At 70.6% G+C, this 23755-nt stretch carries 21 protein-coding genes and 1 pseudogene; 16 read left to right on the top strand and 6 right to left on the bottom strand.

The window, feature by feature from the left end:
- Window positions 1-15: 15 nt before the first annotated feature.
- The 5 genes from AJAP_RS35570 to AJAP_RS35550 all read left to right on the top strand — a co-directional run bounded on the left by AJAP_RS35570 (window position 16) and on the right by AJAP_RS35550 (window position 5435).
- A complete protein-coding gene (locus AJAP_RS35570) occupies window positions 16-1713 on the top strand; it encodes a fatty acyl-AMP ligase (protein WP_038524485.1) in 1698 nt (565 codons plus the stop codon).
- Window positions 1703-2008 (top strand): acyl carrier protein, encoded by a 306-nt coding sequence (locus tag AJAP_RS35565; RefSeq protein ID WP_037332633.1) that lies wholly within the window; start codon window positions 1703-1705, stop codon window positions 2006-2008. The genes AJAP_RS35570 and AJAP_RS35565 overlap by 11 nt, the downstream gene beginning before the upstream one ends.
- 138 nt (window positions 2009-2146) lie before the next feature.
- Window positions 2147-2461, top strand: a complete 315-nt coding sequence (locus tag AJAP_RS35560; RefSeq protein ID WP_016331125.1) for a hypothetical protein — start codon at window positions 2147-2149, stop codon at window positions 2459-2461.
- Window positions 2461-4869, top strand: coding sequence for a collagen-like domain-containing protein (locus AJAP_RS44575; RefSeq protein ID WP_038519760.1), 2409 nt, complete (start codon window positions 2461-2463; stop codon window positions 4867-4869). The genes AJAP_RS35560 and AJAP_RS44575 overlap by 1 nt, the downstream gene beginning before the upstream one ends.
- Window positions 4870-4898: 29 nt before the next feature.
- Window positions 4899-5435, top strand: coding sequence for a hypothetical protein (locus tag AJAP_RS35550; RefSeq protein WP_038519757.1), 537 nt, complete (start codon window positions 4899-4901; stop codon window positions 5433-5435).
- Window positions 5436-5486: 51 nt separating this feature from the next.
- Here AJAP_RS35550 and AJAP_RS35545 read toward each other — a convergent pair whose 3' ends face one another.
- Window positions 5487-6311 (bottom strand): dienelactone hydrolase family protein, encoded by an 825-nt coding sequence (locus tag AJAP_RS35545; protein WP_038519755.1) that lies wholly within the window; start codon window positions 6309-6311, stop codon window positions 5487-5489.
- A gap of 129 nt (window positions 6312-6440) precedes the next feature.
- On the opposite strand from AJAP_RS35545, the gene glmS reads away from it, so the two are divergent.
- From glmS to tsaE, 8 genes and pseudogenes are all read left to right on the top strand, one after another.
- A complete protein-coding gene (glmS, locus tag AJAP_RS35540) occupies window positions 6441-8303 on the top strand; it encodes a glutamine--fructose-6-phosphate transaminase (isomerizing) (RefSeq protein WP_038524482.1) in 1863 nt (620 codons plus the stop codon).
- A gap of 14 nt (window positions 8304-8317) precedes the next feature.
- Entirely contained in the window at window positions 8318-9757 is a 1440-nt protein-coding gene (locus AJAP_RS35535) for a bifunctional ADP-dependent NAD(P)H-hydrate dehydratase/NAD(P)H-hydrate epimerase (protein ID WP_038519752.1), read from the top strand.
- A 265-nt stretch (window positions 9758-10022) separates the two neighbouring features.
- A complete protein-coding gene (locus AJAP_RS35530; RefSeq protein WP_038519750.1) occupies window positions 10023-10838 on the top strand; it encodes a DeoR/GlpR family DNA-binding transcription regulator in 816 nt (271 codons plus the stop codon).
- Entirely contained in the window at window positions 10828-12255 is a 1428-nt protein-coding gene (gene xylB / locus AJAP_RS35525; protein WP_038519748.1) for a xylulokinase, read from the top strand. Before AJAP_RS35530 ends, xylB begins: the two co-directional genes overlap by 11 nt.
- A 4-nt stretch (window positions 12256-12259) precedes the next feature.
- On the top strand, window positions 12260-13351 hold the full coding sequence (locus tag AJAP_RS35520; RefSeq protein WP_038519743.1) for an ABC transporter ATP-binding protein: 1092 nt from the start codon (window positions 12260-12262) through the stop codon (window positions 13349-13351).
- A gap of 28 nt (window positions 13352-13379) precedes the next feature.
- Complete coding sequence (gene alr / locus AJAP_RS35515; RefSeq protein ID WP_038519741.1) at window positions 13380-14510, top strand: alanine racemase; 1131 nt, start codon at window positions 13380-13382, stop codon at window positions 14508-14510.
- Window positions 14507-15604 carry an alpha/beta fold hydrolase gene (locus AJAP_RS35510; protein WP_038519739.1) on the top strand — a complete coding sequence of 366 codons (1098 nt, stop codon included), beginning with the start codon at window positions 14507-14509 and terminating at the stop codon, window positions 15602-15604. Before alr ends, AJAP_RS35510 begins: the two co-directional genes overlap by 4 nt.
- A pseudogene (tsaE, locus tag AJAP_RS35505) lies at window positions 15604-16067 on the top strand (tRNA (adenosine(37)-N6)-threonylcarbamoyltransferase complex ATPase subunit type 1 TsaE). Before AJAP_RS35510 ends, tsaE begins: the two are co-directional and overlap by 1 nt.
- Window positions 16068-16140: 73 nt before the next feature.
- On the opposite strand, the gene AJAP_RS35500 reads toward tsaE, so the two are convergent.
- Together AJAP_RS35500 and AJAP_RS35495 are read right to left on the bottom strand one after the other, a co-directional pair.
- Window positions 16141-17472 carry a carboxyl transferase domain-containing protein gene (locus AJAP_RS35500; protein WP_038519737.1) on the bottom strand — a complete coding sequence of 444 codons (1332 nt, stop codon included), beginning with the start codon at window positions 17470-17472 and terminating at the stop codon, window positions 16141-16143.
- Window positions 17469-18890, bottom strand: a complete 1422-nt coding sequence (locus AJAP_RS35495; protein ID WP_038519735.1) for an acyl-CoA synthetase — start codon at window positions 18888-18890, stop codon at window positions 17469-17471. The genes AJAP_RS35500 and AJAP_RS35495 overlap by 4 nt, the downstream gene beginning before the upstream one ends.
- Window positions 18891-19288: 398 nt before the next feature.
- Here AJAP_RS35495 and tsaB point away from each other — a divergent pair, with 398 nt between their 5' ends.
- From tsaB to tsaD, 3 genes are read left to right on the top strand one after another with little or no spacing between them, the layout of a single operon-like run.
- The gene (gene tsaB / locus AJAP_RS35490) at window positions 19289-19948 is read left to right on the top strand and encodes a tRNA (adenosine(37)-N6)-threonylcarbamoyltransferase complex dimerization subunit type 1 TsaB (protein ID WP_038519734.1); all 660 of its coding nucleotides are present in this window, start codon (window positions 19289-19291) and stop codon (window positions 19946-19948) included.
- Window positions 19945-20424 carry a ribosomal protein S18-alanine N-acetyltransferase gene (gene rimI / locus AJAP_RS35485; protein ID WP_038519732.1) on the top strand — a complete coding sequence of 160 codons (480 nt, stop codon included), beginning with the start codon at window positions 19945-19947 and terminating at the stop codon, window positions 20422-20424. The genes tsaB and rimI overlap by 4 nt, the downstream gene beginning before the upstream one ends.
- Window positions 20424-21470, top strand: a complete 1047-nt coding sequence (tsaD, locus tag AJAP_RS35480) for a tRNA (adenosine(37)-N6)-threonylcarbamoyltransferase complex transferase subunit TsaD (protein ID WP_038519731.1) — start codon at window positions 20424-20426, stop codon at window positions 21468-21470. Before rimI ends, tsaD begins: the two co-directional genes overlap by 1 nt.
- On the opposite strand, the gene wecB is transcribed toward tsaD, so the two are convergent.
- The 3 genes from wecB to AJAP_RS35465 form a co-directional block, all read right to left on the bottom strand.
- Entirely contained in the window at window positions 21467-22618 is a 1152-nt protein-coding gene (gene wecB / locus AJAP_RS35475; protein WP_038519730.1) for a non-hydrolyzing UDP-N-acetylglucosamine 2-epimerase, read from the bottom strand. The two genes, tsaD and wecB, sit on opposite strands and share 4 nt — an antisense overlap.
- Window positions 22619-22724: 106 nt before the next feature.
- Complete coding sequence (locus AJAP_RS35470; protein ID WP_038519727.1) at window positions 22725-22904, bottom strand: LPXTG cell wall anchor domain-containing protein; 180 nt, start codon at window positions 22902-22904, stop codon at window positions 22725-22727.
- Window positions 22905-22925: 21 nt separating this feature from the next.
- Window positions 22926-23702: a choice-of-anchor P family protein gene (locus AJAP_RS35465; RefSeq protein WP_038519725.1), complete on the bottom strand. Its 777-nt coding sequence runs from the start codon at window positions 23700-23702 to the stop codon at window positions 22926-22928.
- Window positions 23703-23755: the final 53 nt, after the last annotated feature.

The following is a 23755-nucleotide window of genomic DNA, read 5'->3' as shown; positions in this document are numbered from 1 at the left end:
GTTCGTATGATGCCCATGCCGCGGCCGGAGGATGTGCCAGTGCGCTCAGAAGTGCCCGAAGAAGTTCTGCGGACCCCGCTCGTGCGGCGGCTGCTCGAACGCGCCGACGTCGAGCGCCCGGCGTACACGCACCTCGATTGCTCGAACCGGCACGAACCCGTCGAGGACACGCTGACCTGGGCGGAGCTGCTCGTCCACGTCCGGGCGGTCGCGGCGAAGCTGCGTGCGGTGATCCAGCCGGGAGACCGCGTCGCGATCACGGCGCGGCAGGACCTCTCTTATGTCGTCGCGTTCTTCGGCGCGTTGTACGCCGGGGCCGTCGCGGTGCCACTGTCCGCGCCGGACGTCCGCGCTCACCGCGAACGGCTGGTCGGCGTCCTCAACGACTGCGACGCCGACATCTGGCTCACCTCGGAAGCCTTGGTCGAGCGGCTGACGGAGTTCGCCGCGACCGAGCCGGTTCCGGCGCCCCGCGAGATCATCGCCGTCGACACCCTGCCGGCGGATCCGGCGGACCGGTCGCTGCCCTCGCCGGTTTCCCCCGAAGACCCCGCCTACCTGCAGTACACCTCCGGAACGACGCGATCGCCCGCCGGCGTGATCGTCACGCATCGGGCGTTGTCGGCCGCCTGCTGGCAGATCTGCGACGCCTACGACGTCGACGAGCGCACCACGTGCGTCGGCTGGATCCCGTTCTTCCACGACATGGGGCTGGCGCAACTGCTCGCGGGGACGATGCACTCCGGCGGCCGGACGGTGTTCATCGCGCCGCTGGAGTTCATCCGGCGGCCGGAGCGCTGGCTGCTGCTGATGTCGTCCTATCCGAACACGCTCACGGCGGCCCCGAACTTCGCGTACGACCTGGTGACCGAGGCCGTGCCCGAGGCGAAGCGCGCCGAGTACGACCTTTCGACGGTGTCGATCGCGCTCAGCGGCAGTGAACCGGTCCGGGCGGCGACCGTCCGGGAGTTCCTCGCCGCTTACGAACCCCACGGCTTCCCGCGTGGCGCGTTCCGGCCGTCCTACGGTCTGGCCGAGGCCACGGTCTACGTCGCCAGCGGCGATTCCGACGGCCCCGTGGTGACCGAAGTGGACGGCCGGGAGGTCGTCGAGATCGGCTGGCCCAGGGGGCAGCGGGTCCGCGTCGTCCCCACCCCGGATCGCGTTTTGCCCGCTAAAGGCGAAGTGGGCGAGATCTGGGTGAAGGGGCCCAACGTGGCGGCTGGGTACTGGCGGCGTCCGGACTTGACCGCCGAGGTGTTCGGCGCCGAACTCGACGGCGAGGGCGGCTGGCTCCGCACCGGCGACCTCGGCACGATCCGCGACGGCAGGCTCTCGGTGACCGGCCGCATCAAGGACCTGATCATCATCGACGGCCGTAACCACAGCCCGCACGACATCGAGGAGACGGTCGCCGCCTCGCATCCCCTTCTCGGGCCCGAGCGGGTCGCCGCATTCTCGGTCGACGGTGACGAAGGCGAGGGCGTCGTCGTGGTCGCCGAGCGCGCCCGGAAGGCCCCCGACTTCGACGAGTCCGAGATCGAGCGAGCCGCCACACGTGCCGTCGCCGAGCGGCACGACGTGCGTCTCCGCGCGTTCTTCCTGGTGAAACCCGGCGGCCTGCCGCGGACCTCCAGCGGCAAGGTCGCGCGTTCCGCGGCCAGAACGCGGTACTGGACGGCGGATGGGACAGAATCCACCCATGGCAGCTGACGGGAGCGAGTACGTCGACGAGATCAAGGCCCTCGTCTGCGAGACCTTCGACGTCGATCCGGAGACCATCGACGAGAACACGCCCTTCGCCGAAATGGGGGTCGACTCCCGGCGCCGCGTCCGGCTCCTGGCGACCGTCGAGGTGGAGTTCGGTGTCGACCTCGACCTCGACGAGCTGGACCGCCTGGTCGACATCCGGGGCGCGGCGACCGTGCTCGCCGAGGCCGTCGAGGCGGGTGCGAAACCGCGAAAACGCGGTCTACCAGGCTTCTTGCGCCGAAATCGTTTGAGTTAGCAAAGGTGTGAATGTCCCTGCGGTCTCGATGACCGGTGGGTACATTCTGTGTGCATATGCGACGGCACCTGATGCCGCCGGCGTGCGTCGTAGGTAGGACAACGAGGCGGATACAGCGGGACGAAGGGGGCACCGGTCATGCCGGACGGGGGCTACAAAGCCGATTCAGAGGCGATGCTCACGGCGTCGACGTCGTTGGAGCGCGCGGCTGAGAAAACGACGTCCGAGGCGGGGAAGGTGGGTCCGACCCAGGTCGGACCCGAGAACTTCGGCCGGGTCCACAAGGACTATCAAAAGGGCTATGCCACCGGGATTCTCGCCATTTCCGACGCGATGAAGGGCTACGCGGGCCAGCTCACCCAGCTCGCCGGCGGCGTCAGCACCGCGTCGACCCGGTACACCTCGTCCGACCAGGCGAACGCCGCGGCTGCCAACAAGGCGGGAGCCCAGTAATGAGTCAACCGACGCAGGCACAGATCGACGAAATGCTGAAGGACCCCTACGTCACTCAGGGCACCAAAGACGCCTTGATGATGCCGTGGGGCGACCGGGAAGCGGCCTACAAGAAGGCCGTCGCCGAACGTGACTCGAACGCGGCCGGGGACAAGAAGCAGGCGGCCGAGACGAAACAGGCCGACAAGGACCTCGACTCCATGTCCCGGCCTGCCGCCGGGGGTGCGACCACCAAATCCGACCAGGTGCTCGACCTCGGAAAACCGGCACTGGACTTCTTCTCCGACTGGGCCGAGCAGGTCTGGAACAAGATGCCGGAGAAGTCGGGCGAAATCAGCTACAAGACCGACATCTGGGACCGGTTCCACGAGAACCGTGAGATCAATTTCCAGAAGATGTTCGACGAGGTCGATGACCTCTCCGACGCCAAGAAGATCGTCGAGCAGACCCAGAAGGACGCGAGTTCGGCGCTGACCACGCTCTTCCACGATTGGAAGGGTGAGGGCGCGACGGCCGCGAAGGTCAAGTACGAGCAGCGGATCCAGCCCGACGCGAATGAGCTCATCGCGCAGATGGAAGGCGCCATCAAGCTGGTGCCTTCGACCATCGACAAGATCTACAGCGCGCTCAAGCTGAAGGTCGACGAGACGCTGAAGCTCCGGGTCGACAAGGTCGCGACGGCGCCCCTGTACATCGCGAAGCAGGTCGTCGACATCGCGAACGGCAAGGTCGATTCCAAAGAAAAGCTCATGGACGTCGCGTACTGGCTCGACTCCGCGTGTCCGGGCAACAACCTCGCCGAACGGCTGCGTCACGACGACTGCAAGCTGAACGACGAGAACAAGGATTACGCGATCGGGGCCGCGAAGCAGTGGCTGAAGGGTTCTTTCGCCACCGAATTCGGTGAGCGGTACGAGAACTTCAAGAAGCTCTGCAAGAACGCGACCGAGACGATCAACACGCAGTACCACGAACTTTCGCGGTTCATGGAGGACTACACGAACCCGTTCCCCGCGCCCGGGTCCGAGAAGACGCCGCCCCCCGATGACGGCAAGGGCAAGGACAAGGACACCGGCGGCGGCAGCGGCGGTGGCAGCGGGAGCGGTGGCGGAAGTGGCAGCGGAAGCGGCGGTGGAAGTGGAAGTGGCGGCGGAGGCACTCCGCCTGCCGCAGAGGTCCCCGAGACGCCGAAGCCCGAGGACAAGCCCGCCGAGGGCACCAACCCGGTCACCGGCAAGCCGTTGGAGATCGACCCGGAGACCGGCAAGCCGTACCCGATCGACCCCGCGACGGGTGAGGCGATCAAGGACGGCATCGACGGTCAGGACACCATGACCGTCCAAAAGGGCGACAACAAGATCGAGATGACCGAGCCGGATAAAGACGGCAAAATGGACATCAAGGTCGACGACGGCAAGGGCAACGAGAAGGACTACAAGCTCGACTTCGACGACCCGAAGGGCGAGGACGGCAAGCCCGGCGAAGAGGGTAAGGACGGCAAGGACGGCGAGTTCGGGCCGAAGGGCACGGTCAAGGAAGGCGAGCCCGGCCCCGACGGCGTCTACCGGCCCGGCCCGGACGGCAAGATCCACATCCAGGACGGCAACCTCAAGATCACCGCCGAGCAGCCGGACGGTCCGAACGGCCCGACCGTGGTGACCGTCGACGACGGCAAGGGCGAGCCGACCACCTACACCCTCGACGAAAAGGGTGAGAAGAAGGAACTCAAGCCCGGCGACGACCTCAAGAACGGTCTCGACGACCGGAATCCCGGCAACCCGCAGCCCGGCAAGACCGACGACATCCGCACGATGCCCGCTCCGGCCGAGGCCGGGATGGCTCCCGGCGGTGGCGGTGGCAGCGGCTTCAGTGCTCCTGGCGGAGTCGAGGTCGGTGTCGGCGCCGAAGGGACCGCCGGGGCGTCCGCGGGAGCCGAAGCCGCCGGTGGTGGCGGCGCTTCGGGTGCCGGTGGCGATGGCACCGTGCCGACCGCCAGTGGCGGCGGAGGCGGCGGCAGCTTCGAAGGCGCGCTCGGGAGCCCCATGGAGGGTGCTTCGGCGGGCTCGCTGAACGAAGCCGGGTCGCTGGAAGCGGGTATGCAGTCCGGAGGCGGCGCGCAGCCGGCCGGGGCCGAAGGCGGTCTCGGGATGGCTCCCGGCGGGATGGATCCGGCGCCCGCGGGTGCCGGCGGTGCCGGTGCCGGAAGCTCGCCCGCCGGAATGGGCGGCATGATGGGCGGCATGGGCGCCATGGGCGGCGCCGCCGGCGGTGGCGGGGGTGACACGCAGCGCGGGTCGAGCCAGTACCGCGTCGAGGGTGGCATTTTCGAGACCAGTGGTGCGGGCGGCCGGATCAGCGGATCGCTCGACGACGAGGGTGGCGACCGTTCGATCAGCTACGAGCGATGATCGCCTGACCGGGGAACGAGGGAGGACCGATGAGCGCTGTCGACCGGCTGGCGGCCGCCATGTCCAGGCAGGACGCCGCCATCACGGAGCAGTTGGAGCAGCGCGGGCTGCGGGAGCGGCATCTCGCCGACGCCAAGGCCCAGGCGGTGGAGACCATGCAGAAGGACGCCGCCATCCACGACAAGTACGCCGCTCACATGCAGGAGCTGGGGAAGCGGAGCAAGGAGGCGGGCGGCTGGCTGACCGGCAAGACGACCGCCGACCGCAGCCACACCATCGGCTTCGACATCGAGGACGACGACAAGCCGGACGCCAGGTTCGCCGAGTTCGGGGCGCGGCCTGACGCGCCGCGGCCGGTGGCGCCTCCGCCGCCGCCTCCGGTCGCCCCTGGAGTGCCCGGGATGCCGACGACGGTGGACGTCCCGCCTCAGGCGCCGACGCCCGCTCCGAGTGCCGCGGCGCCTGAAGCGCCTGGTACGCCCGCGCGCCGTCGTGGTCGTCACGCCCGTGACGACAAGGGCTTCGACGACGACGACTTCTCGAACAACTCGTGGATGGTCGACTGACCTGTTTCACCCCCGGATCGCGTTTAGCCCGCTAAACGCGATCCGGGGCGGTCAGGCGGCGGGCTCGTCTTGGAGCTCGATGGGGGCGCGTTTGACGTCGGCGTCCAGCAGGGGCTGGTACTTCGTCGTCCCCGTCAGGTGCGTGAGGAAGAACGCGGTGAACAGCGCCCGCGCCAGTTGCTGGGTCCCGCGGTGCGGCTTCCCGTGCAGCAACAGCTGACTCCAGTGCCTGCCTTCGGTGACGCCGAGGTGCGACGACTTCCCGAGCTTGCGCAGCTGCACCGGCCCGCCCCACGCGTCCGCGATGGCTTTGGCATGGCCGACCGGCGGCGCGACCAGGTCTTCGCTCGCCGCGAGGTGCAGGCCGGGCACGGGCACCGACCGGGCCGACACCGTCGCCGGCGGCAGCGTCTGCGCGGGAGCGATGGTCGCGACGGCGCGGATCTCGGGCCGCTCGTCGTTCTCGGCCGCCTGCGCGGCGGCCAGCACCGCCGAACCACCGCCGGTCGAGTGCCCGGCCAGGCCGAGCTTCGCCGGGTCGACGCTGATGCCGTCCGGTCCGAGGCGGACCGTCGTGATCAGCTCGAGCGTGGTGAGCAGGTCGCCGGCCAGCAGTCGGTGCGAAGGCAGCGGCCCGCGCTGGGTGGCCGGAGCCGCCGCGACGATGCCCCAGCTCGCGAGGTGCCGGAGCAGATGCCGGTAGCTCCCGGTCGGCTGCAGCCAGCCGTGCCCGAAGGCGATCGCGGGCAGACCGAGCCCGGAACGGGGCGTGAACACGACACCGGGCAGTCCGACCAGGGCGAGGTTGCCGCGCAGAACGTCGTGCGGACCTGGGTGGGACAGCTCCGCGAGCAGCTGCTTGGGCTTGCTGGCCATGGTCGTGACTTTACTGCCCGCACCCCCGTCGGGCCCGCGCGCCGCCCTGCGCGTCGCGTTTAGCCCGCTAAACGCGACGCGTGGGCGCCCGGGCGAGGGGGCCGGATTCCCGTCGTTAGGCTGGTGGCCGTGTGTGGAATCGTGGGATACGTCGGACACCGCCCGGCCCTGGACGTCGTCATCGGCGGCCTGCGCAGGATGGAGTACCGCGGCTATGACTCGGCAGGCGTCGCGGTCCTCGACGGCGCCGGCGCGCTGAACGTCGAACGCAAAGCGGGCCGCCTGTCCAACCTGGAGACCCAGCTCGACACCGTCGGCAGGGACGCCTTCACCGGCACCGCCGGGATGGGCCACACCCGCTGGGCCACCCACGGCGCCCCGGTCGACCGCAACTCGCACCCGCACCGCGACGCCTCCCAGCGCGTCGCCGTCGTGCACAACGGCATCATCGAGAACTTCGCCGCCCTGCGCGCCGAGCTCGAGGCCGAAGGCGTCGAGATGGCGAGCGACACCGACTCCGAGACCGCCGCGCACCTCATCTCCCGCGCGTACACCGAGGGCGACACGAAGGGCGACTTCGCGGCCAGCGTCGCCGCCGTCTGCCGTCGTCTCGAGGGCGCGTTCACGCTGGTCGTGACCATCGCCGACCGGCCGGACACCGTCGTCGCCGCCCGTCGTTCGTCGCCGCTGGTCGTCGGCGTCGGCGAGGGGGAGCACTTCGTCGCTTCCGACGTCGCCGCGTTCATCGAGCACACCCGTGAGGCGGTCGAGCTCGGCCAGGACCAGCTCGTCGTGATCACCCGCGACGGCTACGAGGTCACCGACTTCCACGGCGACGCCGCCCAGGCCAAGCCGTTCACCGTCGACTGGGACCTCTCGGCCGCGGAAAAGGGCGGCCACGAGTACTTCATGCTCAAGGAGATCGAGGAGCAGCCGGAGGCGCTGGCGAACACGCTGCGCGGCCACTTCGACGGCGGCCGGATCATCCTGGACGAGCAGCGCATCTCCGACCAGGACCTGCGCGACGTCGACAAGGTCTTCGTCGTCGCCTGTGGTTCCGCGTACCACTCGGGCCTCGTCGCCAAGTACGCGATCGAGCACTGGTGCCGCCTCCCGGTCGAGGTCGAGCTGGCCAGCGAGTTCCGCTACCGCGACCCGGTGCTGGACCGCGCGACGCTGGTCGTCGCCGTCTCCCAGTCGGGCGAGACCGCGGACACCCTCGAAGCCGTCCGTCACGCGCGTGAGCAGAAGGCCCGCGTCCTGGCCGTCTGCAACACCAACGGCGCGCAGATCCCGCGTGAGTCCGACGCCGTCCTCTACACGCACGCCGGTCCGGAGATCGGTGTCGCCTCGACCAAGGCGTTCCTCGCGCAGATCGCGGCCAACTACCTGGTCGGCCTGGCCCTCGCGCAGGCCCGCGGCACCAAGTACCCGGACGAGGTCGCCCGCGAGTTCGCCGAACTCGAGGCGATGCCCGCCGCGGTGCAGAAGGTCTTGTCCACTGTGGACCAGGTCCGCGACCTCGGCCGCCGGATCGCCGACTCGAAGGCCGTGCTGTTCCTCGGCCGTCACGTCGGGTTCCCGGTCGCCCTCGAAGGCGCGCTGAAGCTCAAGGAACTGGCGTACATGCACGCCGAGGGCTTCGCGGCCGGCGAGCTCAAGCACGGCCCGATCGCGCTGATCGAAGAGGGCCTCCCCGTCGTCGTGGTGATGCCGTCGCCCAAGGGCCGCGCGGTGCTGCACTCGAAGCTGGTGTCGAACATCAGCGAGATCCAGGCACGCGGCGCCCGCACGATCGTGATCGCGGAAGAGGGCGACGAGACCGTCCGCCCGTTCGCCGACGAACTGATCGAGATCCCGGCCGTCCCGACCCTGCTGCAGCCGCTGGTCTCCACGGTGCCGCTGCAGGTGCTGGCCGCCGAGATCGCCCGCACGCGCGGGTACGACGTCGACAAGCCGCGTAACCTGGCGAAGTCGGTCACCGTCGAATAGAGACCGGAGGCGTCGTGCAGGGAATCTGGACCACGGAACGGATTCGCGCGGCGGAGGACCGGTTGCTCGCCGTCACGCCCGACGGCGAGCTCATGCGGCGCGCGGCTTTCGCTCTCGCGGTGCACGCCGCCGAGATGCTGGCCGAACACACGGGTTCGGTGTCCGGGCGGCGGGTGACGTTGCTCGTCGGGTCGGGGAACAACGGTGGTGACGCCCTGTGGGCCGGCGCGTTCCTGCGTCGCCGCAACGTGGCCGTCTCCGCGATCCTGCTGAAGCCCGAACGCGCGCACGGTCCGGGTTTGGCCGCGTTGAAGCGATCCGGCGGCAAGGTCGTGTCCCTTGAGGACGGTCCACAGTGGATTCGGCGGGCCGACCTCGTCGTCGACGGTATCGTCGGGATCTCGGCGCGCGGTCCGTTGCGGCCGGACGCCGCCGCGCTGCTGGAGCACGTGAGCGCGCCCGTGCTCGCGGTCGATCTGCCGAGCGGGGTGGATCCGGATACCGGCGCCGTCGACGGTCCGGCGGTCGTGGCCGACCGGACGGTCACGTTCGGCGCGCTCAAGCCGGTGCACGCCCTCGCGCCCGCGTCCTGTGGTGAGGTCTCCCTGGTGGACATCGGACTGCGGCTCAGCGAGCCCGATCTGCAGCGACTCGATACGGCGGATGTCGCGGCCGCGTGGCCGGTGCCCGGGCCTGATGACGACAAGTACAGCCAGGGCGTGGTCGGGGTGGCCGCCGGGTCGGCGACGTATCCGGGCGCGGCCGTGCTCGCGGCCGGCGCGGCGGTGCGGGCGACGTCCGGGCTCGTGCGGTACGCCGGTCATGCGGCGGACGTGGTGCGCGGGCAGTGGCCCGAGGTCATCGCGACGGGTTCGGTGACCGACGCGGGCCGGGTGCAGGCGTGGGTCGTCGGGCCGGGGATCGGTACCGGGCACGAGGGCCGGGAAGTGCTGAGGTTCGTGCTGGGCCGCGGTGTGCCGGTGTGCGCGGACGCCGACGCGACGACGATCATCGCGCGTTCACCTGACGTGCTCGACGCGCGCGATCCGGACACGCCGCTCGTGCTGACTCCGCACGCGGGCGAGTTCGAGCGGCTGATGGGTTCGCCGCCGGGGGCGGACCGGGTCGCGGCGGCGCGGGCGGCCGCGCGGAAGTACGACGCCGTCGTGCTGTTGAAGGGGCACTGCACGGTGGTCGCGGCGCCGGACGGGCGTGCGCTGGTGAACACGCCGCGGGGCTCGTGGCTCGCGACGGCGGGTTCGGGGGACGTGCTGTCCGGTCTGGTGGGCGCGCTGCTCGCCGCCGGGCTCGATCCGTGGCTGGCGGCCGGGGCGGCGGCGCACGTCCACTCGCTCGCGGGGTCCCTCGCCGCCGACGGCGCCCCCACCTCGGCCTCCGGCATCCTCGGCGCGATCCCTGATGCCCTTCGGTCCGTCCGTTCTCTGACCTCCTGACCAGGGCCCCGACCTGCGTTTTGCCCCCTAACCGCGCTCTGCGGTCGGGCGCCCTCAGATACCCACATTCTGCGGGCGGGCGCCATCAGAGCGCGGTTAGCCCGCAAAACGCAGGTCGGCGGGCAGGCGGCGCGAGTGGGAAAAAATGCGGGAGTTATCGAGTTACGTGTTAACTCCGGGCGAATAATCTGGTAAGAAGCAGGTGTGAGCGCCGACACCCACCCCGCCGAGACCGCGAAGGTCCGGGTCGTGAACGGTGTCGCCCATGTCTAAGACCAGGCCCTCGGACGCCGCCGTCGAGCAGCGACGCCAGGAGATCCTCGACCACGTCATCGCCACCGGCGAGGTCCGCATCGACGACCTCACCACCCGCTTCGGCGTCAGCCTGATGACGATGCACCGCGACCTCGACGACCTCGCCGACCGTCGCCTCCTCCGCAAACTCCGCGGCAAGGTCGAGGCCTACCCCGCGACGACCATGGAGTCGGCCGCCCGCTTCCGCGACACTTTCAACCAGGCCACCAAGGACGCGCTCGGCGAGGCCGCCGCGGCACACGTCCACTCCGGCCAGACGGTCTTCGTCGACGACTCGACGACGCTCTTCCCGCTCGTCCGCCGCCTCGGCCAGATCGAGGACCTCACCGTCATCACCAACTCGCTCGAAGCCGCCCGCATCCTCGGGCCCGCCAAGAGCGTCGAGGTCGTCCTGGCTGGCGGGCGCTACCACCACGAGTTCGACTCGTGCGCCGGCCCGGACGTCGTCGCGTTCCTCGACCGCACGCACGCCGACATCGCGTTCGTCTCGGTCGCCGCGGTCGCGGTCGGCCGCCTGTTCCACCCGGTCCAGGACTACGCCGAGCTCAAGAAGGCCGCACTGCGCATTGCCGATCGCAACGTCCTGGTCGTCGACAACTCCAAGTTCGGCCGCACCGCCACCTACGCGTACGGCGACATCGGCGACTACGACCTCCTGATCACCGACGAAGAGACGCCGACCGAGGAGATCGAGGCGGCGCTGACCGCGGGGACCGCCATCGAGCAGGTCGAATGCGCACCGGAGGGGCCGGAATATGAGTTCTGACCTGGTCGCCGGAATCGACTCGTCGACCCAGTCGACGAAGGTCGTCGTCTGCGACGCGAGCACCGGCGAGATCGTCCGCACCGGCCGCGCCTCGCATCCCGACGGCACCGAGGTCGCGCCCTCCGCGTGGTGGGACGCGTTCCGCGAGGCCTCGGACGGCCTCCTCGACGGCGTCGGCGCCATCGGCATCGGTGGTCAGCAGCACGGCATGGTCACCCTCGACGAAGACGGCGAGGTCGTCCGGCCCGCGTTGCTGTGGAACGACATCCGGTCCGCGAAGGCGGCCGAAGACCTCGGCGCCGAACTCGGTGCCGAGAACTGGGCGAAGTCCGTCGGCTCGCTGCCGGTCGCCAGCTTCACCGTCACGAAGCTGCGCTGGATGGCGGAGAACGAGCCCGAACTGGCCGATCGTGTCGCCCGCGTCCTGCTCCCGCACGACTGGCTGACCTGGCGGCTGCTGGGCGACGGCGCCGAGCCGGTCACCGACCGCGGCGACGCCTCCGGCACCGGATACTTCTCGCCCGCCACCGGCGAATACCGCCAAGACCTCCTCGCGCACGCCTTCGGCGGCCGCACTCCCGAACTGCCCAAGGTCATCGGCCCCGCCGAAGCCGCTGGCCGCACCGCGGACGGGATCCTGGTCTCGGCCGGAACCGGCGACAACATGGCAGCCGCCCTCGGTCTCGAACTCGTCCCCGGCGACGTCGTCGTCTCGCTCGGCACCAGCGGCACCGTGTTCGGCGTCTCCGAGACGGCGAGCGCCGACCCCTCCGGCATCGTCGCGGGATTCGCCGACGCCACCGGCCGGTTCCTCCCGCTGGCCTGCACCCTCAACGCGGCCCGCGTGCTCACGGCCACGTCCGCGATGCTCGGCGTCGAGCTCGCCGAGTTCGACAAGCTGGCGCTCGCCGCCACACCCGGTTCCGGCGGCCTCACCTTCCTGCCGTACCTCGACGGTGAGCGGACGCCGAATCTCCCGGACGCCAACGGCACGCTCTTCGGCCTGACCCGCGCGAACATGACGCCCGAGAACCTCGCCCGCGCGGCCGTCGAAGGCATGCTGTGCGGTCTGGCCGCCGGGCTCGACGCCTTGCGCGAACAGGGGCTCGAAGTCCGTCGTGTCCTCCTGATCGGCGGTGGCGCGCAGTCGGCCGCCGTCCGCGCGGTCGCGCCGATCGTGTTCGGCGTGCCCGTCGTCATCCCCGAAGTCGCCGAGTACGTCGCGGTCGGTGCCGCGCGGCAGGCGGCCTGGGCCCTCGCTTCCAGCACGGAACCTCCCCGCTGGCAGGAACAGCACGGCTACACCCCACTCGAGCCGACCGAAGCGGACCGCGCCGAAGGGCGCCGGATCCAGCAGCTGCATCTCGAAGCCCGCGAACTCGGGCACGGCATTTCCGCGAAACCGAAAGAGGACTGAACCGATGGCCACGATCACCTACGACAAGGCGACCCGGCGCTACGCGGGCTCCGAGCGGCCCGCCGTGGACGCACTCGACCTCGAGATCGCCGACGGCGAGTTCCTCGTGCTGGTCGGGCCTTCCGGCTGTGGCAAGTCCACCAGCCTGCGGATGCTCGCCGGCCTCGAAGACATCGACGAAGGCGCCGTGTGGATCGGCGACCGCGACGTCACGCAGCTGCCGCCGCGCGCCCGCGACATCGCGATGGTGTTCCAGAACTACGCCCTGTACCCGCACATGACCGTGGGCCAGAACATGGGCTTCGCGCTGAAGATCGCGGGTCGTCCGGCTTCGGAGATCAAGCAGAAGGTGCTCGACGCGGCCAAGCTGCTGGACATCGAGCAGTACCTCGACCGCAAGCCGAAGGCGCTCTCCGGTGGTCAGCGCCAGCGTGTCGCGATGGGCCGCGCCATCGTGCGTGAGCCGCAGGTCTTCCTCATGGACGAGCCGCTGTCGAACCTCGACGCGAAGCTGCGGGTCTCCACCCGTACGCAGATCGCCGCGCTGCAGCGCCGCCTCGGCGTCACCACCGTCTACGTCACGCACGACCAGGTCGAGGCCATGACGATGGGCGACCGGGTCGCCGTCCTCTCGGACGGCCTCCTGCAGCAGTGCGACACCCCGCGCGCCCTGTACGACAAGCCCGCAAACGCTTTCGTCGCCGGTTTCATCGGCTCGCCCGCGATGAACCTCGTCACCGCGAAGCTCACCGAAGACGGCGCTGAGCTGGGTGGCGCCCGGGTGCCGCTGACCCGCGAAATCCTCGCCAAGGCCGACGGCGACACCGTCACTCTCGGCTTCCGCCCCGAGTCGCTCGAGGTGACCACCAGCGAAGACGGCACCCTGCCGATCAAGGTCGACCTCGTCGAGGAGCTCGGCTCGGACGCGTACGTCTACGGCAAGCTGGCCGAGACCGACGCCGAGGGCGCGAAGTCGAACGTCGTCACCCGTGTCGACCCGCGCACACCGCCGGCCATGGGCGACACCCTGCACCTGCGGATCCGTCCCGACGAGCTGCACGTGTTCTCCGCCACCGACGGGGCGCGCCTGTCCTGAGCCGGTTCGTGGGAAACTGGTGGTCGTTATGACCGCCAGTTTCCCGCGTGCCGAGGTCGTCATCGACCTGTCCGCCATCCGGCACAACGTCGCCCTGCTCGCTTCCCGCGCCCCCTCGGCCCAGACGATGGCCGTGGTCAAGGCCGACGGCTACGGGCACGGAGCCCTCGAGGTCGCCCGGGCCGCCGTCGAGGGCGGCGCCACCTGGCTGGGCACCTGCTCCCTCGGTGAGGCGCTCGCGTTGCGCCGGGCCGGGATCGGCGTCCGGCTCTTCAGCTGGCTCGACACCCCCGAAGCCGACTTCGCGCCCGCTGTCGCCGAAGACATCGACGTCGCCGTGAGCTCCCTGGACGAGCTGGCCCGCGTGGTCGACGGCGCGCGCCGGGCACGCGACTTTAGCGGGCTAAACGCGATCTGCAGGGTTCACCTCAAGATCGACACCGGGCTCAGCCGAAACGGCTGCCCACCTGCGGAATGGCCGGCCCTGGTCAAGGCCGCGGCGGCCGCGAAACCGCTCATCGAGGTCGTCGCCATCTGGTCGCACCTCGCCTGCGCCGACGAGCCAGGCCACCCCTCCATCGACGCGCAGGCGAAGCGGTTCGACGAGGCCTACGACATCGCCCGCGCGGCCGGCCTGAACCCGATGCGGCATATCGCGAACTCCGCCGCCGTGCTGACCAGGCCCGACCTGCACTTTGACCTCGTCCGCCCCGGGATCGCGATCTACGGGTTGAACCCGGTGCCCACCGAAGACGACCTGCGCCCGGCGATGACCTTTAGATCGTCGGTCGTGCTCACGAAGCGGATCCCGTCCGGCGAATCGGTTTCGTACGGCCACAGCTGGACGGCCGAGCGCGACACCACCCTCGCCCTGGTCCCGGTCGGCTACGCGGACGGCGTACCGCGGTCGCTGTCCGGGCGCATGGACGTGTGGCTTGCCGGGAAGCGGCGGCCGGTCGTCGGCCGCGTCTGCATGGACCAGCTGATCGTCGACTGCGGAGACGACGAGCCGTCCATCGGCAGTGAGGTGATCCTGTTCGGCAAGGACGGGCCCACGGCGCGGGAATGGGCCGACAAGCTGGGGACGATCGACTACGAGATCGTGACTTCGATGTACCGCCCGCGGGTCCACCGGACGTATCTGGAGGCAGGCTCGTGACACCTTCACGAAGACTGCTGGCCATCGTCGGCGGCGTCGGTGCGGTGGCCACCGGCACCGCCGCCGCGATCGCCGTCGCCGCACAGCAGCGGCGGCAGAGTGAGGATCCGTTCGTGGACGAGCCGTTGGGGGACTTGGAACCGGACCGGACATCGACAGTGGCGGCGGAGGACGGCACGCCGCTCGCGGTCGAGGAGATCGATCCGGCCGATGGGGGAGAACCGGAGCTGACCGTCGTCGGCGTGCACGGTTTCGCGTTGTCGAAGCGCTGCTGGCACTTTCAGCGGCGAGACCTCGCTTCGCTGAAGCTGCCGCGGGTGCGTCAGATCTACTACGACCATCGCGGGCACGGGCAATCCGGCGCCGCGACCGCCGAGACTAGCACCATCGAGCAGCTGGCGCGCGACCTCGACATGGTCCTGCGCTCGGTGGTGCCGGAGGGGCCCATCGTGCTCATGGGGCACTCGATGGGCGGCATGGTGATCATGGAGCTCGCCGCGGAGCATCCCGAACTGTTCGACGACCGGGTCTGCGGCGTCGCGTTCATCGCGACCGCCGCGGGCGAGGTCGGCGCGCGGGGGCTGCCGCGGTCGCTGCTTTCGAAGTACAACCCGCTCACGCGAGGCGTCGGCGGCCTGGCCGGTTGGCAGCCGGGGCTCGTCGAGTTCGTGCGCGCGGCGGGCGGACAGCTGACCCGGCAAGCCGTGCGCAGGCTGGCTTTCGGCAGCCGGGACGTGTCTCCGCGGCTCGTCGACTTCATGCTGGAAATGCTCGAAGTGACGCCGGTGCGCGGGCTCGTGAACTTCGTCGACACGCTCGGCAGTCACAACCGGTACGCCGCGCTCGCCGGACTGAAGCACGCGCACGTGCTGGTCGTCGGCGGGGATTCCGACCGGTTCACGCCGATCGCGCACGCCGAGCGGATCGCGGCGGAGCTGCCCGACGCGGAGCTGGTGCGCGTGCGCGGCGCGGGACACATGGTGCAGCTGGAACAACCCGAACTGGTGAACAGCCACCTGATCGACTTGGTGCAACGATGCACGGGCACCGATGGTGAGACTTCCGAACGGCGGACCTGGTGGTGGCAACGCTGATGAATTTCGCTTTCCCGACTCCCGAGTCGACGATGGATTTCGGGCGCGAGCTCGGGCGTTCGCTGCGTGCGGGCGATCTGGTGCTGCTCGCCGGGCCGCTCGGGGCGGGTAAGACGACGCTGACCCGCGGGATCGCGGACGGTCTCGGGGTCGGGGGCGGGTCAGCTCGCCGACGTTCGTGCTGGCGCGGGTGCATCCGGCGGGTGCGGCCGGGGTCGCGCTGGTGCACGTCGACGCGTACCGGCTCGGCGGGGATCTTTCGCAGCTGGACGACCTGGACCTCGACACCGAGCTGGAGCGGTCGGCCCTGGTCGTCGAATGGGGCGAGGGGGCCGCCGAGCGCCTGTCGGACGACTACCTCGTCGTACGCCTTGAGCGCAGGGAAGACGATGTCCGCCTGGTCACCCTGGAGCCCCACGGCACCTGGGCGACCCGCACGCCCGACCTGCGTTTAGCGGGCTAATCGCGATCCGGTCGCCCGACCTGCGTTTCGCCCCCTAATCGCGATCTGTGCGGGGCGACCTGCGTTTCGCGGGCTAAACGCGATCCGCGGGGCGCACGACGGAACGCGCGATTCCCAGGTCGACCAGGTCTTGGGGGCGTAGTCGCAGTCGGTCGGCGAGTGCGGGAACTTCGTCGGCGGGCAGCTTGAGGATCGCCGCGGCCGCCTCGGGCGACGTCACCGAGAAGTACGCGTCGGGTGTCACCCAGGTCGACCCCGGCGCCGCGAACGCGAGCGCGCCCCCGGATCCGCCTTCCCCGATCACCAGCGTCGTGATCGGCACGGCCGCGCTCGCGACCGCCTCGAACAACTCCGCGATGGCCGCGCCCGCACCGGCCCGCTCGGCCGCCTCGTCGTTCGCCGCTCCGGGAGTGTCGACGAGGGTGAGCACCGGGATCCTGAGCCTCGACGCGAGGCGCACCAGACGCGCCGCGGTCCGGAACCCCGCGGGCAGCGTCGCCGTTCCGCACTGTGCTGCGTACGCGATCGCTCGGCCGCTTCGCCAGCCGAAACCGCACAAGACACCTGAGTCGACTCCGCCGCACCTGTCGCCTGAGAGCTCCTCTCGCCAGTCGAAGTGCGCGTCGAGGTACTCCGCGGCCCGCGGTCGCTCAGCGGAGCGTGCCGCCTGGACCGCGTCCCAACCGCTGTCGGGCAGGTCCGTGGATCCGAGCGCTCCAGGCGGCTCGGCGGCTTCCTCCATCGACGAAGTCAGCAGGCGCAGCCATCGTTCCAACGCCGAAGGAAGTTCGGCTGGCGTCACGATCTGGTCGACTTGGCCCCACGCGAGTTTCGCCTCTGCCGTGTATGCCTCCGCGGAGGCGCCGGCGGGCCGCACGCGAGAACCGGCGAAGCCGACCTGCGCCCCGGGCAGTGCGAGGACGACGTCGGCGCTCGCACCGAGCGTCGCCCAGCCGCCACCCGTGGTCGGATCGCGCAGCACCGAGATCTGCGGCACCGACCGAGCCCCGGCCGCCGCCCGTGCGATGCGCTGCAACTGCGAAAGCGCCCGCATCCCGTGCTGCATGCGGCTGCCGCCGGTCGCGATCAGCGACACCACCGGCAACCGGGACGCCACGGCCCGCGCGAACGCCGCCTCGACGCGATCACCGGTCCGCCTGCCGATCGAGCCGCCCAGGAAGCCGAACTCGAAAGCGATCACCACCGCCTCGACGTCGCCGATCATGGCGGTCCCACAGAGCACGGATTCGCTCTCGCCGGTCCGCTCCTCGGCGGCATCGCGCGCCGAGCGATAGCCCGGCCAGTCGATCGGCCCGTCGTCCGGCTCCTCGGAACGCGGAACGTCCAGGTCCTCGAAACCGGTCGCGATCTCCTTGATGACAGACCGCGCCGAGGGCCTGCTCATCCGAGCGCCCGCTTCATGACCTTGCCCATGTCGTTGCGCGGCAACGCTTCCAGATAGCGGACCACCCGCGGCCGTTTGTGCGGCGACAACAGGCGTGAGACATGGTCGGCGAGCTCCGACTCCGCCGGACGTTCTCCCTCGGGCACCACCCAGGCCACGATGCGCTCGCCGAGGTCGTCGTCGGGCTCGCCGGTCACGGCGACCTCGGCGACACCGGGATGCTCCATGAGCGCGTTCTCGATCTCGCCCGCGCCGATCTTGTAGCCGCCGCTCTTGATCAGGTCTGTCGCCTTCCGGCCGACGATCTTCACGTACCCGGCCGCGTCGCGGGTCGCCATGTCGCCGGTCCGGAACCACCCGTCGTCGAAAGCGGCTTCGGTGGCGTCGGGGCGGTTGAGGTACTCGGTGAACAGGTTCGGGCCGCGGACCTGGATCTCGCCGACGGTCTCGACCTCCTCGACGGGCTCGCCCGCTTCGTCGACGAGGCGCAGATCGACGCCGCGCAGCGGGACACCGACGGTTCCGGGAACGTGCTCGCCGTCCGCGCGGATGCTGGTGTTCATGAGGGTTTCGGTCATCCCGTAGCGCTCGATCACGCGCCTGCCGGTCGCCGCGGTGATGCGCTGATGGTCGTGGACGGGCAGCGCGGCCGAACCGGACACGAGCAGGCGAGCGCTGCTCAGCGCCTTGGCGAGCGACGGGTCTTCGCCGACTTCGCCCGCGATGCGGTGGTACATCGTCGGGACGCCGAACATCATCGTCGCGCCGGTGGCGAGCTCGCGTGCGACGCCTTCGGTGGAGAAGCGACCGAGATGCCGGACCGAGCCGCCGCGCCGGAGCGGCCCGAGGATGCCGAGGATCAGGCCGTGCACGTGGAACAGCGGGAGTCCGTGGACGAGGACGTCGTCGGCGGTCCATGCCCAGGCGTCCTCGAGCGCGTCGAGGGTGGTCGCGATCGCGCGCCGGGGGAGGACGACGCCCTTGGGCGGGCCGGTGGTGCCGGAGGTGTAGACGATCAGCGCCGGGGTTTCGGCGTCCGGTTCCGCTGGGAGAGCGACCGGTGCGCCTTCGAGGACGATGTCGCGTCGCGGCAGGCCGTCGAGGCCAGTCGGCAGGTCGGCGCCTGGCTCGGCGAGGACGAGGACGGGTTCGCTGTCGGTGAGGATGTGCGCGAGTTCGCGCTCGCCGATCTTCGGGTTGAGCGGGATGGCGGGGACGCCCGCGAGCAGGGCGGCGATCACGGCGACGCTGGTATGCACCGAGGGCGTCGCCCAGACGGCGACGCGGCCTGCCGGCAGATCGCGGGCGAGTGTGCCGGCGATGGCCGCCACGTCGGCGTAGGTGAGGGAGGTGTCGCCGAAGCGGAGCGCCTCCTTGTCGGGGCCGCTCGCCAGCGTGGGGAACAACCGATCGGGCACGTGTGACCTCCTGCTCGACTCCGCCGGCCGGGGCGCTTGGCGCCAAGGAACCCCGCTTTCGGAACCGTACCGCGCAGGCCGCCCGCACCCTGCGACCTGCTTCACACGCCCCCGCCGACCTGCGTTTAGCCCCCTAATCGCGATCTGTGGGTCCGGAAGGTGGAGGCCCACCAGAGCGCCTTTAGCGGGCTAACTGCGATCCGCAGGCCGGGGAGCCAGATCGCGTTTCGCCCCCTAATCGCGATCCGGTGGACGGGGTGCGGGGTCCGGCGGCAGGGCCGGTGCGCGTCGCCTTTAGCGGGCTAAACGCGATGCGGGGCCAGGGGAACGGCCACGCCACCCGATCGCGTTTAGCCCGCTAAACGCGCTCCGGGGCGCTGGTCGTAGGCTGGGTAACCGTGCTGGTACTGGCCATCGACACCTCGACCCCGGCGGTCACCGCGGGCCTCGTCGCCCTGGACGGCGACACCCTCGAGTCACGCGGCGACCGCGTCACGGTCGACCCGCGCGCCCACGGCGAGCTGATCACGCCGCACGCCCTCGAAGCCGTCAAGGCCGCGGGCGTCACGCTTCGCGACCTCGACGCCATCGTCTGCGGCGTCGGCCCTGGCCCTTTCACCGGCCTTCGCGCCGGTATGGCCACCGCCGCGTCGCTCGCCCACGCCCTCGGCATCCCCGCCTACCCGGTCTGCAGCCTCGACGCGATCGCCGCCGACGTCGCCCCCGGCGAAGCGCCCTTCCTCGTCCTCACCGACGCGAGGCGCCGCGAGGTCTACTGGGCCGCGTACGCCGCCGACGGCTCCCGCACCGACGGCCCCCACGTCGAGCGACCCGCCGACCTCGAGACCACCATCAAGGTCGCGGCGGGCGACGGCGCCCTCCTCTACGCGGACGCCCTCGGAGTCCAGCCGATCGAACCGCGCTTCCCGTCGCCCCTCGGACTGGTCAAGGCCGCACGCAAGGACTTCGGCCAAGAGCCCGCGCCGCTCACCCCGCTCTACCTTCGCCGCCCCGACGCCGTCGAACCGGCCGCGCGCAAGAAGGTGACCACGCCGTGAGGCTGGAACCCTTACGCCGCAAGGACATCCCGCGCTGTGTCGAGATAGAGAAGATTCTCTTCCCCGGCGATTCTCCGTGGACCGCCTACGCCTTCCACGCGGAGCTCGACGCCGGCGGCCACTATCTCGTCGCCCGTCCGGATGAGACCGATGAGGTCATCGGGTACGCCGGGCTCGCCGTCGTCGGCCGCCGCGGCGACTACGAGGCGAGCATCCACACGATCGGCGTCGACCCCGGCCACCAGCGCCAGGGCATCGGCACCGTCCTGCTGAAAGCGCTGCTCGACCGCGCGGACGAGCTCGCCGCGCCGGTCTTCCTCGAAGTCCGCACCGACAACGACGCGGCGATCACGCTCTACGAGCGGCACGGTTTCGAACGCGTCGGCCTCCGGAAGCGCTACTACCAGCCTTCCGGCGCCGACGCCTACACGATGGCCCGCCCGCGGGCCCAGGTCCGAGACGAGGTGGCGGGCTGATGCCGCGCATCATCATGGGCATCGAGAGTTCGTGCGACGAGACCGGCGTCGGCCTCGTCCGCCTGCACGACGACAACACGGTCGAACTCCTCGCCGACGAGGTCGCCTCCAGCGTCGACCAGCACGCCCGCTTCGGCGGCGTCGTGCCCGAGGTCGCCAGCCGCGCGCACTTGGAGGCGATGGTCCCGACGGTCGAACGCGCCTTCGCCAAGGCCGGGCTGAAACTGTCCGATGTGGACGCCATCGCGGTGACCGCCGGACCGGGTCTCGCCGGTGCGCTGCTCGTCGGCGTCGCGGCCGCCAAGGCGTACGCCGCCGCGCTCGACATCCCGCTCTACGGCGTCAACCACCTCGCCGGGCACATCGCCGTCGACACGCTCCAGCACGGCCCGTTGCCCGAGCGCTGCCTCGCCCTGCTCGTCTCGGGCGGGCACACGCAATTGCTGCTGGTGGACGACATCGCGTCCGAGATCACCGAGCTCGGGTCCACTGTGGACGACGCCGCGGGCGAGGCCTACGACAAGGTCGCCCGCGTCCTCGGCCTTCCGTACCCGGGCGGCCCGCCCATCGACAAGGCCGCCAAGAACGGCGACGGCGCGGCCATCGCGTTCCCTCGGGGGATGACCGGGCCGCGCGACGCCAAGTTCGACTTCTCCTTCTCCGGCTTGAAAACCGCGGTCGCGCGCTGGGTCGAGGGCGCGGAGCGTCGTGGCGAGGACATCCCCGTCGACGACGTCGCCGCGTCGTTCCAGGAGGCCGTCGCCGACGTCCTCACCATGAAGGCGATCCGCGCGGCGAAGGAACACGGCGTGGACACGCTGGTGATCTCCGGTGGCGTGGCGGCGAATTCACGACTGTCCGAACTCGCCGCCGAGCGCTGTGCCGAGGCCGGGATCACCCTGCGTGTCCCGCGGCCGCGGCTGTGCACGGACAACGGCGCGATGATCGCCGCGCTCGGCGCGCACGTGGTCGCCGCCGGACGGCCGCGAGCCTCACTCGACTTCTCCGCCAACCCGGCCCTGCCGGTGCAGATCGTCTCGATCTAGCGGGATTCGGCGGCGGTGCGCGGCGCCGGGGCGAGATTGAGCAGTTCCTCCAGCGCCGCCACCGACAACGCGGCGGCATTGCCGTCTCCGTAAGGGTTTCCGGCGTGCGTCGGATGCAGATCGCCACTCAGGATCTTCGCCGCGGTGTCGGCGATGAGGCCGGTGTCCGTCCCGACCAGCCAGGCGCAGCCGGACTCGATCGCTTCACGTCGTTCGGTGACGTCGCGAAGCACCAGGACGGGTGTGCCGAACGTCGGCGCTTCCTCTTGGATACCACCGGAATCGGTCAGGACGAGCTCGGCGAGCCGCAGCGCGCGCACGAGATCGGGATATTCGAGCGGTTCGGTGATCGTCACCCTCGGCGTCCCGCCGAGCGCGGCCGTCACCTGGTCCCGCACGGCCGGATTGGGATGCACCGGGAACAGCACCTGGACGTCGCTGTGTTCCGCGACGATCAGTTCGATGGCCGCGAGCGTGCGGCTCAGCGGCTCACCCCAGGACTCACGCCGGTGCGACGTCACGAGGACGAGCCGCTCACCCGCCTCGGCGATTTCCATCTCCAGCAGGGCGAGCGCGGTGTCCCGCGCGGGGAGATCACGTTCGGCGATCGCGATCACGGCGTCGACGACGGTGTTGCCGGTGACGGCGATCCGTTGTCGCGGAACGCCTTCCGTGCGCAGTGCGGCCGCGGCGCCCGGCGTCGGCGCGAGGTGCAGGGCGGCGATACGCGAGATCATCTGCCGCGTCCCCTCTTCGGGGAACGGCGCGGCGAGGTCGTGGGTGCGCAGTCCCGCTTCCAGATGCACGACCGGGATGCCCTGCCAGAACGCCGCGAGCGCGCCCGCGAGTCCCGTCGTCGTGTCGCCCTGGACGACGATCGCGGCCGGCGCGACCCGGCGCAGCACGTCGTCGAGCGCGGGAAGCAGGCCGGAGACCAGTTCCGCCTGGGTGCCGGTGGCCCTGGGCGGGGTGTCGAGCCAGGCGTCGACAGGCAGGCCGAACGGGATCAGCGCCTGTTCGACCATGCCCGGATGCTGTCCACTGTGGACGACGAAGGGCCGTAGGTGCGGGTGCTCCGCCAGTGCCAGCGCCAGCGGCGCGAGCTTGACCGCCTCCGGCCGCGTCCCGGCCAGCAACATCACATCCACGCGTTCGCGCTCCTCATCCACGTATTCGAGTGTCCCGCATCAACGCGGGTGATGGCCGCCGGCGTGCGAGGGGCCCACGCCGGCGGCCGTTCCGTCCAGGGGAGCGTCAGTTCCCCATCTCGCCGAGCCGTTTCGTGCGGCGGTAGCCCGCGATGACCGCGATGGTTCCGAGAACCAGCAGGATCACGCCGACGGCCAGCCACCAGCCGACATCGGCCCCGGTGGCGGCGAGGGCACCCACCCCGCCACCGGCGACGCCGACTCCGGCGCCAGGCAACTTGTACATTTCGACCTCACTTCACCCTGGTCAGGCGGTGGTCGCCGGACGCCGGTTGCGGACCACGCGGATGCCGACCGGGATGGCGACGGCACCGAGCAGGCCGAGACCGATCCACAGCCCCGCGCCCGAAGCGAGCGGCACGGGCAGACCGGCCGGGCCACAGGTCGCCGACGAAACGATCACGTCGCCGGAACCGAGCGGGGTGAGGGCGTCACCGAGGAGCTTCACGTGGATGGCGTTGACCGTGAGGCTGCCGTCCTGGTTCTTGATCTGCTCGTTCAGGATGATCGTCGCGACGTTGACGGTGCCGAGGCCGACCTTGATCTGCGTGTTCGGGGCGGGCGTCGCGTCGACCGCGCCCGCGCTGCCCAGGTTCGCGCCGACCAGGTTCGTCGCGCCCTGCACACCCTTCTGGGTCGCGGTGCAGGTGGCTTCGACGACCTTGATGCCGACGTCGCCGAGGGCACCCTTCAGCAGTGGCAAGCCGACGTCGGCGGTGCTGGCCTTGGCCGTCACGGCACCGGAGTTGTCGTCGCGCTTGGCCTCGGTGTTGATCGCGCCCGCGGTCAGCACACCGGTGAGGTTGGCCTTCGCGAGGCTGTTGGTGGTCGGCCCGGAGGTCTTCGCCTCGGCGAGCGGCCCGGCCTTCACCGCGTCGAGGCCGAGGAGCTTCACATCGACCTTGACGCCATACGCGGAGCCGTCGCCGGGGGCCGCCGAGGCGGGCACCGCACCGGCGAGAGCCACGCTCGCCACCACAGCGGCGAGTACTCCGCCTCGTCGCAAGAGGTGCGTGTTCTTCAACTGGTCCTCCGAATTGATTCGTGGGGGTTTCTCTAGTCTGCGGTCGGCACGAG

The sequence above is a fragment of the Amycolatopsis japonica genome (assembly GCF_000732925.1).
In the GTDB taxonomy this organism is placed as follows: domain Bacteria; phylum Actinomycetota; class Actinomycetes; order Mycobacteriales; family Pseudonocardiaceae; genus Amycolatopsis; species Amycolatopsis japonica.
Note: the sequence above shows the minus strand (reverse complement) of the source record. Positions and strands in the feature narration are given on the sequence as shown.

Excerpts from the sequence above, each read along its gene's own strand:
- AJAP_RS35570 (WP_038524485.1), top strand. The coding sequence starts at position 16 with ATGCCGCGGCCGGAGGATGTGCCAGTGCGCTCAGAAGTGCCCGAAGAA.
- AJAP_RS35565 (WP_037332633.1), top strand. The coding sequence starts at position 1,703 with ATGGCAGCTGACGGGAGCGAGTACGTCGACGAGATCAAGGCCCTCGTC.
- AJAP_RS35560 (WP_016331125.1), top strand. The coding sequence starts at position 2,147 with ATGCCGGACGGGGGCTACAAAGCCGATTCAGAGGCGATGCTCACGGCG.
- AJAP_RS44575 (WP_038519760.1), top strand. The coding sequence starts at position 2,461 with ATGAGTCAACCGACGCAGGCACAGATCGACGAAATGCTGAAGGACCCC.
- AJAP_RS35550 (WP_038519757.1), top strand. The coding sequence starts at position 4,899 with ATGAGCGCTGTCGACCGGCTGGCGGCCGCCATGTCCAGGCAGGACGCC.
- AJAP_RS35545 (WP_038519755.1), bottom strand. The coding sequence starts at position 6,311 with ATGGCCAGCAAGCCCAAGCAGCTGCTCGCGGAGCTGTCCCACCCAGGT.
- AJAP_RS35530 (WP_038519750.1), top strand. The coding sequence starts at position 10,023 with ATGTCTAAGACCAGGCCCTCGGACGCCGCCGTCGAGCAGCGACGCCAG.
- xylB (WP_038519748.1), top strand. The coding sequence starts at position 10,828 with ATGAGTTCTGACCTGGTCGCCGGAATCGACTCGTCGACCCAGTCGACG.
- AJAP_RS35520 (WP_038519743.1), top strand. The coding sequence starts at position 12,260 with ATGGCCACGATCACCTACGACAAGGCGACCCGGCGCTACGCGGGCTCC.
- alr (WP_038519741.1), top strand. The coding sequence starts at position 13,380 with ATGACCGCCAGTTTCCCGCGTGCCGAGGTCGTCATCGACCTGTCCGCC.
- AJAP_RS35500 (WP_038519737.1), bottom strand. The coding sequence starts at position 17,472 with ATGAGCAGGCCCTCGGCGCGGTCTGTCATCAAGGAGATCGCGACCGGT.
- tsaD (WP_038519731.1), top strand. The coding sequence starts at position 20,424 with ATGCCGCGCATCATCATGGGCATCGAGAGTTCGTGCGACGAGACCGGC.
- AJAP_RS35470 (WP_038519727.1), bottom strand. The coding sequence starts at position 22,904 with ATGTACAAGTTGCCTGGCGCCGGAGTCGGCGTCGCCGGTGGCGGGGTG.